Raw genomic sequence first — 14633 nt, 5'->3', positions numbered from 1 at the left:
GCCTTGTTCCGTTGCTACGGCAAGATGTCGGTAGCGTTTGGGTGAGTGGTTGAAACGGTAATAGACGCGCCCTGCACGGCCAGCCCGTATTGGGCAGCCAGTTGTCGCAGCAGACTGGCAATCCCGGGGGCGTTACAGGGAATTGTCCGTCCCGTGTCCGCTTCGACAAAGGTGATTGCAATCCTGCCTGTGCGGGCGGGGGCAATACTGTAATGCAGGACACGGTCGGAAGATACGTCGCGTCGCACGATACCATGCGCAACAAACAGGTTCAGGTTACGCTGAATGGAAGCCAGACTGGGCGCGCGATCCGGCATCATTCGCCCAAGCGTGCGCCATATTTCGGTGACCGTCGTGCCCGGACCGGCCTCGACGATCCCATGTAGCAGGACACGACGCAGGCTGGTCATCCTGACGCATGCTTTCTGGCAGCGGACTTCGAGCCGCCGGACTGCGTTAGGGTTCGCGCCCATGCCGGGGCGAATTCCATTGACATCAAGTCCAGCGCGGCGACGGTTCAAGAATACGGGCATCTGCTACCCCCCTCTTGTTATCCATTAATGATCAGTTGTGGTGGAGATAGAATTCCACCGGAACCGTGAGAGTGATGAGTTCGCCCGCGACACTGTCCGGCGGGATGGGTAGCGGCTGGGCGCGTTTGGGCAGCGCTATGGCTTCCTGGTCTAGCAGCGCATGGCCCGAACTGCTGGCGAGTGTGACGGAGACCACATGGCCCTTGCGGTCCATGGAGAAGGTCACGGTCGGAACACCTTCCTGATGGTCGGCCATGGCGTCGGATGGGTAGCGCTTGAACTTTTCAAGCTGCGCCAGCAGCGCGCCCTGCCAGGTCACCGGGTCATGCGACGCATGGGCCGATGACGAACCGGGCGCGGGAGCCGCCTGTGTGGGCGCGGGTGGCGCTTCCGAGGACGGTGGGGCGGTCGTGGCTTCAGCCGGGGGCGTCCTGTCCGGGATCGGCTTTTTAAGCATTGGCACCGGCTTGCTCTTCTTGACGATCTTGCGCGGTTTCTCGGGCTTGGGTACCGGGACTGGCGGATTGGGCGCAGGTGACGGTGGCGCTGTGATCTTCGGCGGCTCGACCGGGGCCGGATCGGGAATGGACTGGGTCTGTTTCGGGCCGATCGGCGCATCCGTTGGCGGCGTCGGTGTAGAAACGGGTTCCGGGGCCATGTCGATGGCAATGGCAGCAGGCGGTGGCTCTGGCACGGCCATGACCGGTGGCGGCAGACGCATGACCCACCAGACCGCCCCGCCACTGACCGCCAGCACGGCGAGGAAGGACAGGCCCCAGCGGAGTGCATCGTGACGTCGGGTCAGACGGGCCTGTCTTTTCTGCCACGCGGCAAAGGATGGCGGGAGCGTCTCCTGTGTCATGCCAGTAGGATGCGTTGTACCCACCATGTCAGCCGTGCCGCTCACGGCGCGCCTCCCGCAACGGGAGCCGTGGCAGGAGCATTGCCCGAGGTTGTGGAACTGGTCGGCACCGTTGTCGTGCCAGCTTCGCTGCCTTCCTCCTGTCCCTGCAGGTTGACCAGTGCGACCTTGAGGTAGCCAGCGGACCGCAGCTTATCCATCACGCCCATCAGCGTGCCGTAATCCACGGTCTTGTCGGCGCGCAGGAATATCCGTTGGTCCCTGTTGCCCTTGGTCGCATTCTCCAGTGCACCCGCCAGACCGTCCATGGTGATGTCATCTTCTCCCAATGCCAGGCCGTGGTCGGCCTTGACGGTGAGGAACACCGGGTTATCGGGGCGCGGCGTCGGCTTCTCGGTCGAGGATGGCAGGTCCACCGGCACGTTCACCGTGGTCAGCGGGGCAGTGACCATGAAGATCACCAGCAGGACCAGCATCACGTCGATGAAAGGCGTGACATTGATCTCGCTGGCTTCGTGCGGGCTTTCATCGGTGTGGCGCATGCGGATCATGACAGATCACTCCGCCGCTGTCGTGCAGACATCACGCGATGCGCCAAGGCGCACGATGTTGCCCTGCGCCATGAGCATTTGTGTGCGGCCCAGATCGCGCGACACCAGGCGCATGACCAGCGCTGTGAGATCGGCTACCTGTGCGCGGCACGAGGCCGTCTGGCGGGCGAGATGGTTGTAGATCACCACCGCCGGGATCGCGGCGACCAGACCGAGAGCGGTGGCCAGCAGTGCCTCGGCAATGCCGGGGGCGACCACGGCGAGGCTGGTCGCCTTGCTGGCCGCAATGCCGGTGAAGGAGGTCATGATGCCCCAGACCGTGCCGAACAGGCCGATGAAGGGCGACGTCGCACCAATGGTGGCCAGCACACCGGTGCCGCGCAGGAGCCTGCGCCCTTCGGCGGCTTCAAGGCGCTCCAGATGCAGGACGATGCGCTCCTTCAGCCCCTCGCTGTCGTTAGGAATGTCGGCAGAGCGTTTGCGCTCGGTCTCGGCGGCCATGACCAGCGTGTGGGCGATGGAGGAATTGCCCCGTGTCCATTCCTCGCCAAGGTCCAGCGTGTTGGCCTCTTCCAGCGCGTTTTCGGCCTTCTGGAGCTTGAGCCGCACGCGCAACAGTTCGACCGACTTGGCGATGAAGATGGTCCAGGTCAGCAGCGAGGCCACAGCCAGCAGGATCATCACGCCGCGGACGACGGGACCGGCGTTGAGGAACATGTCCCACGGGGAGAACGAGATCGGGGTCATGACTGACCTCCTTTGACAGACGGTGTGCGGCACCATGCTTTGAGCAGACAGGCGACCGTCACGATGAGGGGAATGGAAAGGGCAGTCCAGGACAGGGCCAGCCAGACGCCATGCTGGCCCAGCAGGGCGGACAGCAGGCCGAAGGCGGTGAGCAGGCCCAGCGCGATCGGCCACGGCCAGACGGCGACGGACGGACGTGCAACTGGAACAGGAGGGGATAACTGGGGTATTTTGGGAGAGACAGAGTTCATCGGCCGTCCTCCATCAAAGCAGGCACGCCGTCCGCATCATCCAGTTCGTAACCCAGCGCCCGCAGGCGGGCGTCAGTCGCAATCCTGCGCTTGCCCGCCCACAGCACCAGACCGCTGACCAGCACCCCGATCACCACCACATCCAGTAGTGCCCACAGGATACGCAGCGGCATGCCGCCATAATCGCCGAAATGCAGCGGGCGGGAGATTTCCAGAAAACGCAGATACCACGGCATGGGATAGGCCCCGGTCAGTTCACCCGTGCGGGCATCGACCAGAACCGGGGTGAACAGACGTGCCCGCAGCGGCGAACTGCCTCGCGTCCAGAGCACGTAATGCACGGGGCTTCCGAAAGACGCCCCGGGGAAGGACAGGCCGGTCACTTCATTGCCCGGTGCCGCCTTTGCCGCCGTGTCGAACGCGGCCTGCACCGAGGACAGATGATCCTGTGGGGGCACCGGCAGATTGGCGTAGGGGCGCAAAATCTGCCTTACATCGGTCACGCGCCACAGGCCGAACAGCGGGGTCTGGAGTTCGTTGACCAGCCCGGTAAAACCCACGACGGTTGCCCAGACCAGCGTGGTCGCACCCAGCAGGTTGTGCAGGTCCAGCCATGTCAGGCGTAAGGCCCGATCCGTTCGGACCGAGCCGAATGGCAGTCGCTTCATGAAACGGCCATACAGCACCGTGCCGGACACCAGCGATACGACGAACACCGCTCCCATCGCCCCCATGAACAGCGCGCCGGGAAGGCCCGCGAACAGGTTCATGTGCAGGCGCGTGCAGGTGCCAAGGATAATTCCGGTCCAGGTGCGCGGCTCTTTCGGGGCATCGGCGGGGCGGGACTGTTTCAGCACCTTTGCCGTACGGGCGTCGAACTTGATCCAGTGACCGGAATGACGGTCGGGATGGTTCTCGTCGTCCTTCAGCGCCTGCCAGCTGGGCGCCATGGAGACCAGCACCGCCGGTTCATCATCATCTGGATTGACACTGGTGATGATCTGGCCCGGGTAGAGCGTCCTCGCCTTCTGCACGATTACGTCGAGACCGGCATTCGGTGTATCCGCAGGCAAACTTTCGTAAGGCGGGTCGTCATCACCAACGAAAGTATCGAATATCTGCTCGGAAAACAGCATCGGCAATCCGGTTACGCATACGATCAGAAGGAAGACGGTGCAGGCAAGGCTGGTCCATTTATGAACGCTGAACCACCGGCGAAGGGCGCGGGGCGTCATGGGAACCATTGTTTTAATAATGATTGTGAGAATGAGTTGCAAATAAATTCTGCACCGGCCCCAGCCTGTTCCATTGCGTCGTGCCTCTGACTATCCCGAAAAAAAATCAGCAGGCGTCCGGCCCTGTCGTCCTGTCAGCAGACCGGCCGGAATGCCGCCTCTCTTATAAGGACGATCCAGCAGCGTCTTTTTTCATAAAAAGCCCGGTTTTTTATATGACTGACGGACCATGGTGCCTTTTTCCGATGGATGGCGTCGCTACCATGCCCGCGTGGCATGCCTCCCCTGCCCCGTTCCGGTCGGGTGGCTGTCGTTTATGATGCGCCCTTCATCCAGATGGATGATATGGTCGGCTGTCGCGAAATAGTGGTCATCATGCGAGATGACGATCAGCGTTCGCCCCGCCGCTTTCAGTTCAGGCAGGATTTCAGTGTAGAAAATCCGGCGGAAAACCGGGTCCTGATCGGCTGCCCATTCGTCCAGCATCAGGACTGGCCGGTGTTCGGCAAGCGCCTGCACCAGCGCCAGACGCCTGCGCTGTCCGGTGGAAAGGTCGGTGGTGCTGAAACGGGCCTGTTCCAGCCTGACCTTGTGGGCAAGGCCCAGCCGTTCCAGCCAGTATGCCGCAAGGGCCTGGGTCCGTTCATCCGGGTGCGGCAGGTTCTCAAACAGGAAATAATCCGTGAACACCGTTGCAAAAAGCTGGCGGTATGCGGCGGCATTTTCCATCGTGACCGGCACCCCGTCACACAGCACGCTGCCCGTCGTGGGCGCATACAGGCCGAGCAGCAGCTTGACCAGCGTGGTCTTGCCCGCGCCATTGCCCCCCGTGATGAACATGATCTCGCCATGGCGGATGGTCAGGTCCACCGGCCCCAGTATGAAGCCGGGCGCAGCCATGCCATCGGGGTGGTAGCGCACGCCATGTAGGGTAATGGCATGGTGGAAGGTGACCGCGTCTTCCGCGCACAAGTCAGGCAGCCTGCCATCGGGCAGGTCGGTGGTCAGTTCGGCAAGGCGTTGCAGGGCGATTTCGGTCTCGGTCATGGCGGGTAGCGCCTGCAGGACCCGTTCCAGTGGTCCGCGCGCATAAAGCAGTACCAGCACCGCGCCAGTGGCGGCAGGGGTGGACAGTCCCGTAAGAAAACGTGTGCCCAGCAGCAGGGCCACGGTCAGGAAGAAGAGTGCTTCATGAACGGAATCAAATAACCAGAACCGTCGCATGGCCGTGGTTTTCAGCGTCGCGATACGCGATGCGGCCCCACCCAGCAGGGTACGATGCACATGGTCGCGCCGCATATGGTTGAGCTGCAGTTCCCTTGCCCCCTCGGTAATGGTGCGGTACTGGTTTTGCAGCCTGTCTTCCATGCTACGGATTTCACGGTAATCAGACCGCCACCTACGCCGGCGCCAGACCGTCAGCGCCACGCCGCAGGCAAAGGACACGATCACGATCAGGCACGCTGGTGGTGATAGAACGGCCAGATAGATCACGCAGGCCAGCACCACAGCCAGAGAGACGACATAGCTCGAGAAATTGAAGGTAAACGCACTGACAGTGCTGATATCGCCATTCAGGATGGCCAGCATCCGGTGCGGTTTATGCCGCTCCAGCGTGGCCAGCGGGGTGGCCAGCACGCGGGCGGCGACCTCATGGCGTAGACGGGAGATAATCTTCTGACCGGCTGCGCTATTGCCGATCCCGGCAAGGGCAGATCCCGCAATGGACAGCACGCACAGCCCTGCAAGGTTCAGCGCCAGGGCTGCGTTCAGCCTGTCTGGCGCATGCAGGGCGTCATTGATGCCTGACAGCAGCCACGCGCTTGCAAGCCCGCCTGCCGTGCCGACAAGCGTCGCCCCCAGTGTTACAGGCCATAACGGGCGTTGCAGACGCCACAGGGCATGCAGGACGCCGGTATATGAAGACTGCATGCGGTTCATGACGGGCACCTCCTGCAGGAAATGACGATGGGATGAACCGTTTTTTCAGTATGGTTTTACCAGCTATAGCTCAGGTTGCCGTAAACACGCCGACCCTGCCCGATATAGCATGAGTAAGTACCTCCACATGAGGTGATGTAATACTTGTTGGTCAGGTTGGAGATGGACAGTTGTCCCCGCAATCCCTTCAGGATGGGCGTGGCCTGCCCAAAATCGTAATGCGCGCCGATATCGAACAGGGTGTACGCGGGGACCTTGAAGCTGTTTACGTCATCGGAGTAGGTAAAGCCGTTATACCGCACGCCGCCATTGATGCCGAATCCCTTGAGGTAACGCGTGGGTAGCGTGTAATCCAGAAAGGCGGAAGCCATGTTGCGGGGAATGCCCTCGCCTATGTATTTCCCCTTCTGTGACACTGTATCCCCGGTCGTGCCGTTAGGATATTTCTGGACGCTGGTCAGGTTGGTGCTCAGATAGGTCGCGGCATCATAGGTATAGGAAGCCATGAACCGCAGGTTGCGGGTAAAGTTGGCGTTGGCCGAAAGTTCGAACCCCTGTGAGCGCACGCGTCCCGCATCCGCGGAAAAATTCGGGTGGTCGGGGTCGGTAATCAGGTAATGGTCTTCCTCGATCCGGAAAGCGGCGGCCTGCAGAAAGATTTTCTGGTCGGGTGACTGATATTTCAGCCCTGCTTCAAGCTGCTTGCCGGTCAGCGGCGGGAACAGGTTGCCCTGCCAGTTGCGCGAACTCTGCGGCACGAAGGATGTGGAATAGCTGAAATACGGCGCCAGGCCGAATTTGAACTGATAGACCAGTCCCGCGCGCCATGTGAAGGCCGCCTGCGGCCGTGGCAGGGCACTGGTGCGGGTATAGGTGTAGGTATGGGTGGCGTTCTCGTTGCTCGTCTGCGCGGTATAGCCGTGGTAGTTCACCCAGTCCTGTCGGCCGCCAAGGATAACGGACAGCCCCTTGTATTTAAGCTGGTCCTGAAAATAGATGCCTTCCTGAAAATAGTTCTGGTGGCTCTGATATCCGCTGACAAGACATTTGGAGGAATGGATGTCCATGCAGGGCACGTAATTGCTCTGCGGATTATAGACATTGACCAGCGTGTACCCATCAAGACCAGGATAGCCGTTATTGCCTGGTGTATCGTCGCTGAGCGAACTGTCCCTGCTGTTATACTGCCGAAAGTCCGTTCCAACGACCCATGTATTCCGTACCGGGCCAATCGGCAGCTTGCCCCCCACGCGCGTATCCAGTCCGATGGTGGTGCTGGGCCAGTTGGTCTCGACCGGCCCGCGGGAGTATAGCTGGTCGGTCACCATGCCTTCGCCGCGCATGAGCGTCTTGTTACGAAACTCCGAGCTTTCAAAACGCATGGTCTGGCTGAAATCGATCCAGCGGTTGAAGGTATGCTTGAACTGGTATTCGAACATGGCATCCGTCTGGCCTGACTCGTTCCAGTTCCTGTCCCCCAGGAAGCGGCTGCGGGGGATCCGGCCATAACCGTTGGTATCAAGCAGCACGCTGGGCGGAAGCTGCGTCATGTTGATGCCATCGCCGGGTGTGTACATATAGCTGCCCAGAAGTGTCAGTGATGTTTTGTGGTCTATGTCCCATGTAATGGAGGGCAGGACGCCCACGCGGTGATAGTCGATATAGTTGGTCTGCGTGCCCTGGGTTACGCCAATACCGGCAATGCGGTAGCGCACATTGCCGGACTTCGTGACCCTGTCACTGACATCGAACGTGGCCTCGTACCGCCCCCAGTTGCCAAAGCCAAGGGTGACATTGCGCAGCGGCGTGTCGGTCGGTTTTTTGAGGGACATGCCGATCAGGCCGCCTGGCGTGGTCTGACCATACAGCACCGAGGCCGGGCCGTTCATGACCTCGATCCGCTCAAGGAACGCGGTCTCCCCCGCGCTGTTGGAATATGACCGGATGCCATCGACAAACTGCGCGGTGGCAAAGCCACGCTGCACGATGCTGCCGTTATTGTATCCACTGCCCACCCCATTGGCGAAGCCGCCCAGCCCTTCCACATGCACGCCGGGGGTGTAGCGCAGCGCCTCCATCACGTTCTGGGGTTGCTGGTCAATCATCTGCTGTTTGGTGATGACGTGGATCGAGTTCGGTATCTCGATAATGGGCGTGTCGGTCTTTGAGCCGGTCAGGGTATTGGTGGCTACGTAGCCTACGCCGGGTCCGGTGGCACTTTCATGCGCCACCGTGCCGCCCACCCGCACGGGGCCAAGCGTGATGCTGGCGGCCGCGGCTTTCTGGATGTAGAATGCGCCGTCCCGGCTGGAAAATGTCAGTCCTGTCCCACCCAGCAGTCGCCCGATTGCGTCCGGCACCGAAAATGTGCCGTTCAGGGGGGCGACCGTGATGTTCGGTATGCTGTCGGCAGCAAAGATCAGGCGTACGCGGGCCTGCGTGCCCAGATCCACCAGCGCATCACGCAGGGGTTTCTGCGCGATATGGAAGGTCAGGACCGTGCCAGTGTTGACCCCGGCGGATGGTGCGGCCAGCGCACCCGCGCATGTCAGGCTCCCGTGTGTGGAAAGGGCCACTGCTGTCAGCAGGATATGACGGAACCGGTTGCCTGTGGTGGTAGGGGTATCAACGCTTGCTGCCATGGAAATGTTGCCTGCTGTCTTGCAAATGCGAATTAAGATCAATTCGTCTCACAAAACATGACGGGCCATGCCAGCGGAACTTAATAGCGATTGCACGTTCAGGGACTTTTTTTGCAGGTCAGGGCTGCCCTGCCGACTGTCCGCGCCGGATCAGCCGGGAAAGCTGATAACCAGAATACGCCCTGCCACTTCGCGCGTGGACCCGCCAGAGGACGTGACCAGCATGCGCAGGCTGTCGGCAGGGCGCTGCAGGTCATACACCCCCCCCACCAGCCTGCTGGCGGGTATGGTTCCGCGCACGATGACATAGCCGGGATAATGGCGGCGCAATATACCCAGCATATCCGCGACACTGACCGCACTGGCGCCAAACAGGCCTGTATTCCATGACCCGACACTGTCAGGTGAAATGGTGGAGCGGCGCACGGCCCCGGTCTTTTCCGTAATATCGATCTGTTCACCGGCATTGACGGTCTGCTCGGCTGCTATTCCCGCCTGTGGTGCGCGCAGCCCGACCGTGCCCTCACCAACCCCCAGCACGACGTGTCCGGCCCCGCTGCGCACGTCAAATACCGTGCCAATGTCGCGTGACACCACGCCATCGGCCTCCACCACGAAGGTCCGCCGGGGATCGTGCTTTACCTGGAACAGAGCCTCCCCTTTCAGCAGCACGACCCGGCGTGTATCGCCTTGCATGTGCACGGCAATGGCGGATGCGCTGCCCAGGGTCAGATTACTGCCATCATCCAGGGCAATCTGGCGCGTCTGGCCTGTTGTCGTGGTGTAATCCGCCTGAAACCACAGGCGCAGCGAAGGCGCGCAGGCAAGGACAATGGCCGCTGCCGCCGCGGTTGCCAGCGCCCCCGCCCGCCATCTGCGGATTGGGAAGCGATGCAGGTTGTCGGGCGTGGGCTTTGACGGGGGCCGTGCCTGTGTCGCGCCCTGCAGGGCCATCTGGCCAAGCAGGCGGACCCGCAATGCCTGCTGCCATGCCCGTTCATGCGCGGGATCAGCCTGCCGCCATTGCTGGAGTTCAGCCTTCAGGCGACTGTCTTCGGGATCATCCTGTACACGGAGAAGGAACGAAAGGGCCGTATCGGCAGCGTCAGGCGGGGGAATGTCGGTCATGGGCCCATATGCTTTGCAGGCAGGACATGCGCTTTCACATCTCCCTTTCTGTCTGACGATTGAACGGTATGGAAATTAACACCGGCAGGTGGGGCTTCATTCTTCACCAAGCTGCTCGGTAATCCGCTGGAAGGCCTGCCGGAGCATGGCATGCACGCGCGGGGAACTGACGCCGAGGATCTCGGCCACTTCACGCTGTTTATGGCCATAGAGCTGGCTCAGTTCAAATGCGCGGCGGGTGCGCGGGGGCAGGCCGTCAAGGCAGGCCAGCACGCGGCGGAGTTCATCCTGGCTGGCAAGCTGGCGTTCGGGCGTCAGGATTTCGATGGCATCGGCGCGCGGGATATCCACGTCCCCTGCCCCGTCAGTGCATGTGGTCCGTCTGTCGGGAGAACTGATGGCCTGCGCATAGGCACGTTCAACGGCTTTTGCCCGGCGTGCATCAATGGCGAGGCGGAAAATCACCCGTTTCAGGTAACCCAGCGGGTGCTGGATGTCCTGTGGCGCGGCCCCGGCGCGGATGATGCGGATATAGGCGTCCTGCACGATTTCCTCGCCCCGCCATGCGCAACCCACAATACGTGCCGCCAGCGCGACAAGATGGCGCCTGTTGCTTTCAAGGACTTCCAGAAAAATCTTGTCCGCGTAGGACACGGGCACCGCCTCCAAGGAGATCGACGCACGGGGCTTTGCCTTGTAGCGCGTCGTATCTCCTGCTGTTTTCATGTCCTGTAATAATAATCATTCGCATGTTCAAGTTGCGCATGATGTGGTCGATGTTTCGTATGTCACCGTCGGGACACATGCGACATGCTTTCTAAGTTCTTGGGAAAGTATAGTTAAATCAGTATGTTGCATGAAACCGTCCAAAAATATCGGACGGTTGTCGCGGCGCGCTGTTATTTCCTGCCGGGATGGATCGTCTGTATCGGATACCTTCGCTGCATCATGCGATAATCGCATAACTGACAGTCAATATTTGCAGTTATTACCAGCTATAGGTCACCTTGCCGATCACATTGCGGTTCGCGCCGATATAGCAGCCGGTATCGGCACCCGCGCAGCCGGGATAGTACCGCTGGTTGAGCAGGTTCTGGGCCGTGACCTGAAACAGCATGCCCTTCATCCGTGGGGCTACCGCATCGAGTGAATACTGTGCCTGCGCATCCACCAGCACATAGCTGGGTGTGACATATTCCAGCGTGTTGTCCACCAGCGTATTACCGTTGTAGCGCACGCCCGCGCCGAACCCCAGCCCCCGCAGCGGGCCGTTGCGCAGGTCATAATGCCCCCAGACCGAGAATGTCTGCTTTGGCACCGCAATCGGGCGCTCGCCGGTCAGGTCGCCACTGCCGCGCGTATAGGCCACGTCCTGATAGGTATAGGCCGCGATGATATTCAGGTTGCGGGTCAGGTCGACATGGGCTTCGAGTTCGATCCCGCGTGAGCGGATGCCGCCGGTCTGGGTATAGAAGTCGATATGGACCGGATCGGTGACCAGCACGTTGCTCTGCTTGAGGTCATACAGCGCGGCCGTGAAAAACCCGTTGAAACCATGCGGCTGGTATTTCAGCCCCACTTCAAACTGCCGCCCCCGCGTGGGTTTGAACGGCGTGCCGTTGAAGGACAGGTTGTTGGCAGGCTGGAAGGATTCCGCGTAGTGGAAATAGGGTGAAAGCCCGATGGGGAACGCATACAGGATGCCGCCACGCCACGTCGTGGCCTGATCGGACTGGTTGAAGCTGCCGCCGCCATCGGTCTGGTCGCGGGTGTCGATGGTGGACCAGTCATGGCGCACGCCGCCCTGCACATGCAGCCTGCCCCATGTCATCTGGTCCTCGGCATATATGCCTTCCTGGTTGGTGGTGATGCTCTGGGCTTCATACAGGTCCAGCTTGCCGATGCTCTGCCCGTACGTGGGGGAAAAGACATCCAGTGATGGGGCATCGCCGTAATACAGGTTGGCGGAATCACGGATATTCTGCCAGTTGCCGCCAATGATCACGTTGTGTCTGACCGGCCCGGTGCGGAAATGGCCAAGGATCTGTTCTTCCACCGTGATCGTGTCGAAATGTTCCTCCGACCCGTAGGCGGCGCGTTCCAGCGTACGGTTGTCATCATCAAGCATCCCGCCCGAGGACACCTGCTGGAAAAACGCCCCCACATTCGCGTAACGGGCAAATGACTTGAACGTCCAGTTGGGCGCAATCTGGTAGCTCAGGCGGTAGTTCACCGCCGTCTGGGTGCGCTTGTAGGTCTCGAAATTGGGGTCGCCGGGGTAGAAATGGTCCGAAATCTTGCCATTCGGGTTGGGCAGGATGGTGCCTTCCAGCGGCGCGGTATCAAAATTGCCGCCACGCGGGTCACGCTGCCAGAAGGCGGACAGCGTCATGGTCAGGCGGTCATTGGGGGTCCATGTCAGCGATGGCAGGACGCCGAAGCGTTCGTTACGGGTATGCTCGTCCTGCGTGCCGGACGTGGTGGCGGTTGCAGCCACGCGGTACAGCCACTTGCCATCACGGTCGATCCGGCCGCCAAAATCAGCGGTGCCGCGCACGTAACCGTATGTTCCGCCCTCGACCGAGATGGAGTGGACGGGCGTGGCCGTCGGCTGTTTCGTGGTCAGCACGATGGCGCCCCCGGGATTGGACTGCCCGTACAGGACCGATGGTGGCCCCTTGAGGATGTCGATCCGGTCGAGCAGGTAAGGGTCGATCTGCTGGGTTGCGTAATAGGCGCCGTTGAACAGGCGCAGGTTGTCAACAAACTCATCCGCGCCCGCGGCCCCCTGAAAGCCGCGGATTTCAACCATGTCGAACCGCGTGGTGTAGCCCGACGCCACATCGCCCGACACGCCCGCATTATACCGCAGGGCCTCGGCTATGGTGCGGGCATTCTGCTGATCCAGCTGCGCGCGGGTTACGACGGATACGGATTCCGGGGTTTCGATCAGGGGCGTGTCGGTTTTGGTGGCGGCACTCGAATTCTTGGGTACAAGCCCGGTCCGCCCCGATGTGGCGTAGACGGCGATCTGCTCCTCTTTCCAGCCTTTTCTGCCGCCCCCGTTCCCCTGCCCTTCCACCCGCACCGGATCAAGGGTGATAGCGGCAGGCGCGCGGATAAGCGAGACGGAATGCGCCCCGGTTCTGTGGTAACTGATGCCCGTGCCCGCCAGAAGGCTGGCAAGCGCCTGTTCCGCAGTCATCTGCCCGCTCACCGCCCCTGAGCGTGCGCCCGCTATCGTGGCGCTGTCGAACGCGATCTGTAGGCCGGTCTGCGCGCCAAGGGCGGCAAGGGCGCGGCCCAGCGGCTGGGCGGGAATGCTGAAGGGCTGTGCCGGTGATGGCGTGGTGGCCACGCTGCCCTCAACCGGTGCGGCTGCAGCATGATGGCCCGTGGCGGCACACATGACGAACAGCAGGGCGGACGTGCCCGTAAGCAGGCTGGATCGGGAGGGCCGGATGCGATTGCGGCGGCACGGCAGAAGAACACACGGCATGGTCAGGTCTCACGGGCGGACGGTTGGCATGAAATGCAAACGAATTGCATTCGCGTATATCCATGTCCGTTGAGACGATTTATTTTTAACGTGTGGATGAAACTTTTTTTAGCGGTCCCCTGAAAAAAGTGCTGCGGCGGTGGTTGTGCGTGGCCTGATTGCCTGTTGTGCGCCCATCAGTGGGCTTTGTGGTCCGCCAGCACCAGGGTGAGGCCCGCCGGGAGTGTGACAAGCCTGCCCCCATGCAGCGCGCACAGAGCTTCCAATGCTTCCTTGGGATGATGCAGGTCATACACGCCCCCTACCGGGATGGTGTCGTGCTCAAGACCATGGGTCACGATGGTGCCCGGATAGTAGCGGCCCAGCACCGCGACCGCGTCAGAAAACCGTACGTCGTTCAGCACCATCTGCCCCGAACGCCATGAACCGACATCCTCCGGGTCGATCGTGCCGCGATGGGCCTGCCCCGTGTGCTGGTCGACTGCCCATGTCTGGCCGGCGGTCAGGCGCAGGGCGGGGTCGGACTGGCGGGATACGCTCACGATCCCCTCGCGCACGGCAACAGTGACATGGGGGCCGGCCATCTGCACGTCAAAGGCGGTGCCGATATCGCGCGTCGTCACATTCCCTGCCCTGACGGCAAAGCCACGTTTTCCGTCATGCACGACATTGAAAAACGCCTCGCCGGCCAGCAGCGTAATCCCCCGTTCCCCACCCGAATAATGCACGGCGATGGCGGAATGACCGGCCAGGGTCACCGCCGTTCCATCCGACAGGCTGACCGTGCGGGTTTCGCCCGTTTTCGTGTAATAATCGGCGTGCAGGCGGAACATGAGGTCCGGCGTGGCGAAGGCCAGCAGGCTTGCCGCCACCGGCAGCATGCAGGCCGCCGCAATCCGCAACGGGCGTGCCCGCGCCATTCTGCCAGCCGCCGGTCGCCGGGGTGTTGCGGGCCGGTCATGCGGGGGCGTTACGGGAACCATCTGGCCCGTAAGGGTCCAGGCGCGTTCCATCCGGCGCCATGCCCGCTCATGGTCGGGGTCCTGCGCGTGCCATGCGGCCCATTCCGCCCTTACCGTTTCATCATCCGGTGCCTCATTGAGGCGGATTTTCCAGGTGGCGGCTTCCAGCATGGCACGTTCGGCGCCCTGTGTTGGCTGTGTGCTCATCCGTGTTCGCTCCCCTTCGTTCCGCGCCAGTGGCGTTGAACGTGCTGCCAGCAACAGGGACGGCGCAGGTGCCTG

Annotated in this window: 12 protein-coding genes; all 12 read right to left on the bottom strand. The window is 61.6% G+C overall.

The features are described 5' to 3' along the window. Positions 1–14: 14 nt before the first annotated feature. Positions 15–410: a Fur family transcriptional regulator gene (locus tag AC1RQ9_RS11615; protein ID WP_485987042.1), complete on the bottom strand. Its 396-nt coding sequence runs from the start codon at positions 408–410 to the stop codon at positions 15–17. Between the two features lie 154 nt (positions 411–564). Further along, entirely contained in the window at positions 565–1440 is an 876-nt protein-coding gene (locus AC1RQ9_RS11610) for an energy transducer TonB (protein ID WP_485987040.1), read from the bottom strand. Beyond that, positions 1437–1946 carry a TonB system transport protein ExbD gene (exbD, locus tag AC1RQ9_RS11605; protein ID WP_485987038.1) on the bottom strand — a complete coding sequence of 170 codons (510 nt, stop codon included), beginning with the start codon at positions 1944–1946 and terminating at the stop codon, positions 1437–1439. Before exbD ends, AC1RQ9_RS11610 begins: the two co-directional genes overlap by 4 nt. A 6-nt stretch (positions 1947–1952) precedes the next feature. Continuing rightward, positions 1953–2693 (bottom strand): tonB-system energizer ExbB, encoded by a 741-nt coding sequence (gene exbB, locus AC1RQ9_RS11600; protein WP_485987036.1) that lies wholly within the window; start codon positions 2691–2693, stop codon positions 1953–1955. Further along, the gene (locus AC1RQ9_RS11595) at positions 2690–2944 is read right to left on the bottom strand and encodes a hypothetical protein (protein WP_485987034.1); all 255 of its coding nucleotides are present in this window, start codon (positions 2942–2944) and stop codon (positions 2690–2692) included. The genes exbB and AC1RQ9_RS11595 overlap by 4 nt, the downstream gene beginning before the upstream one ends. After that, positions 2941–4179: a PepSY-associated TM helix domain-containing protein gene (locus AC1RQ9_RS11590; RefSeq protein ID WP_485987032.1), complete on the bottom strand. Its 1239-nt coding sequence runs from the start codon at positions 4177–4179 to the stop codon at positions 2941–2943. Before AC1RQ9_RS11590 ends, AC1RQ9_RS11595 begins: the two co-directional genes overlap by 4 nt. 258 nt (positions 4180–4437) lie before the next feature. Next, on the bottom strand, positions 4438–6120 hold the full coding sequence (locus tag AC1RQ9_RS11585; protein ID WP_485987030.1) for a cyclic peptide export ABC transporter: 1683 nt from the start codon (positions 6118–6120) through the stop codon (positions 4438–4440). Positions 6121–6176: 56 nt separating this feature from the next. Next, complete coding sequence (locus AC1RQ9_RS11580; protein WP_485987028.1) at positions 6177–8762, bottom strand: TonB-dependent siderophore receptor; 2586 nt, start codon at positions 8760–8762, stop codon at positions 6177–6179. Between the two features lie 150 nt (positions 8763–8912). Continuing rightward, positions 8913–9890: a FecR family protein gene (locus tag AC1RQ9_RS11575; protein ID WP_485987026.1), complete on the bottom strand. Its 978-nt coding sequence runs from the start codon at positions 9888–9890 to the stop codon at positions 8913–8915. Positions 9891–9986: 96 nt separating this feature from the next. Next, the gene (locus AC1RQ9_RS11570; RefSeq protein ID WP_485987024.1) at positions 9987–10616 is read right to left on the bottom strand and encodes a sigma-70 family RNA polymerase sigma factor; all 630 of its coding nucleotides are present in this window, start codon (positions 10614–10616) and stop codon (positions 9987–9989) included. A gap of 262 nt (positions 10617–10878) precedes the next feature. Beyond that, complete coding sequence (locus AC1RQ9_RS11565; protein ID WP_485987022.1) at positions 10879–13389, bottom strand: TonB-dependent siderophore receptor; 2511 nt, start codon at positions 13387–13389, stop codon at positions 10879–10881. A 176-nt stretch (positions 13390–13565) separates the two neighbouring features. Next, positions 13566–14558 carry a FecR family protein gene (locus AC1RQ9_RS11560; protein ID WP_485987020.1) on the bottom strand — a complete coding sequence of 331 codons (993 nt, stop codon included), beginning with the start codon at positions 14556–14558 and terminating at the stop codon, positions 13566–13568. Between the last annotated feature and the right edge of the window lie 75 nt (positions 14559–14633).

The organism is Komagataeibacter ossonobensis, from assembly GCF_057359305.1.
Note: the sequence above shows the minus strand (reverse complement) of the source record. Positions and strands in the feature narration are given on the sequence as shown.

Excerpts from the sequence above, each read along its gene's own strand:
- AC1RQ9_RS11560 (WP_485987020.1), bottom strand. The coding sequence starts at position 14,558 with ATGAGCACACAGCCAACACAGGGCGCCGAACGTGCCATGCTGGAAGCC.
- AC1RQ9_RS11615 (WP_485987042.1), bottom strand. The coding sequence starts at position 410 with ATGACCAGCCTGCGTCGTGTCCTGCTACATGGGATCGTCGAGGCCGGT.
- AC1RQ9_RS11590 (WP_485987032.1), bottom strand. The coding sequence starts at position 4,179 with ATGACGCCCCGCGCCCTTCGCCGGTGGTTCAGCGTTCATAAATGGACC.
- exbD (WP_485987038.1), bottom strand. The coding sequence starts at position 1,946 with ATGATCCGCATGCGCCACACCGATGAAAGCCCGCACGAAGCCAGCGAG.
- AC1RQ9_RS11565 (WP_485987022.1), bottom strand. The coding sequence starts at position 13,389 with ATGCCGTGTGTTCTTCTGCCGTGCCGCCGCAATCGCATCCGGCCCTCC.
- AC1RQ9_RS11575 (WP_485987026.1), bottom strand. The coding sequence starts at position 9,890 with ATGACCGACATTCCCCCGCCTGACGCTGCCGATACGGCCCTTTCGTTC.
- AC1RQ9_RS11580 (WP_485987028.1), bottom strand. The coding sequence starts at position 8,762 with ATGGCAGCAAGCGTTGATACCCCTACCACCACAGGCAACCGGTTCCGT.
- exbB (WP_485987036.1), bottom strand. The coding sequence starts at position 2,693 with ATGACCCCGATCTCGTTCTCCCCGTGGGACATGTTCCTCAACGCCGGT.
- AC1RQ9_RS11570 (WP_485987024.1), bottom strand. The coding sequence starts at position 10,616 with ATGAAAACAGCAGGAGATACGACGCGCTACAAGGCAAAGCCCCGTGCG.
- AC1RQ9_RS11585 (WP_485987030.1), bottom strand. The coding sequence starts at position 6,120 with ATGAACCGCATGCAGTCTTCATATACCGGCGTCCTGCATGCCCTGTGG.
- AC1RQ9_RS11595 (WP_485987034.1), bottom strand. The coding sequence starts at position 2,944 with ATGAACTCTGTCTCTCCCAAAATACCCCAGTTATCCCCTCCTGTTCCA.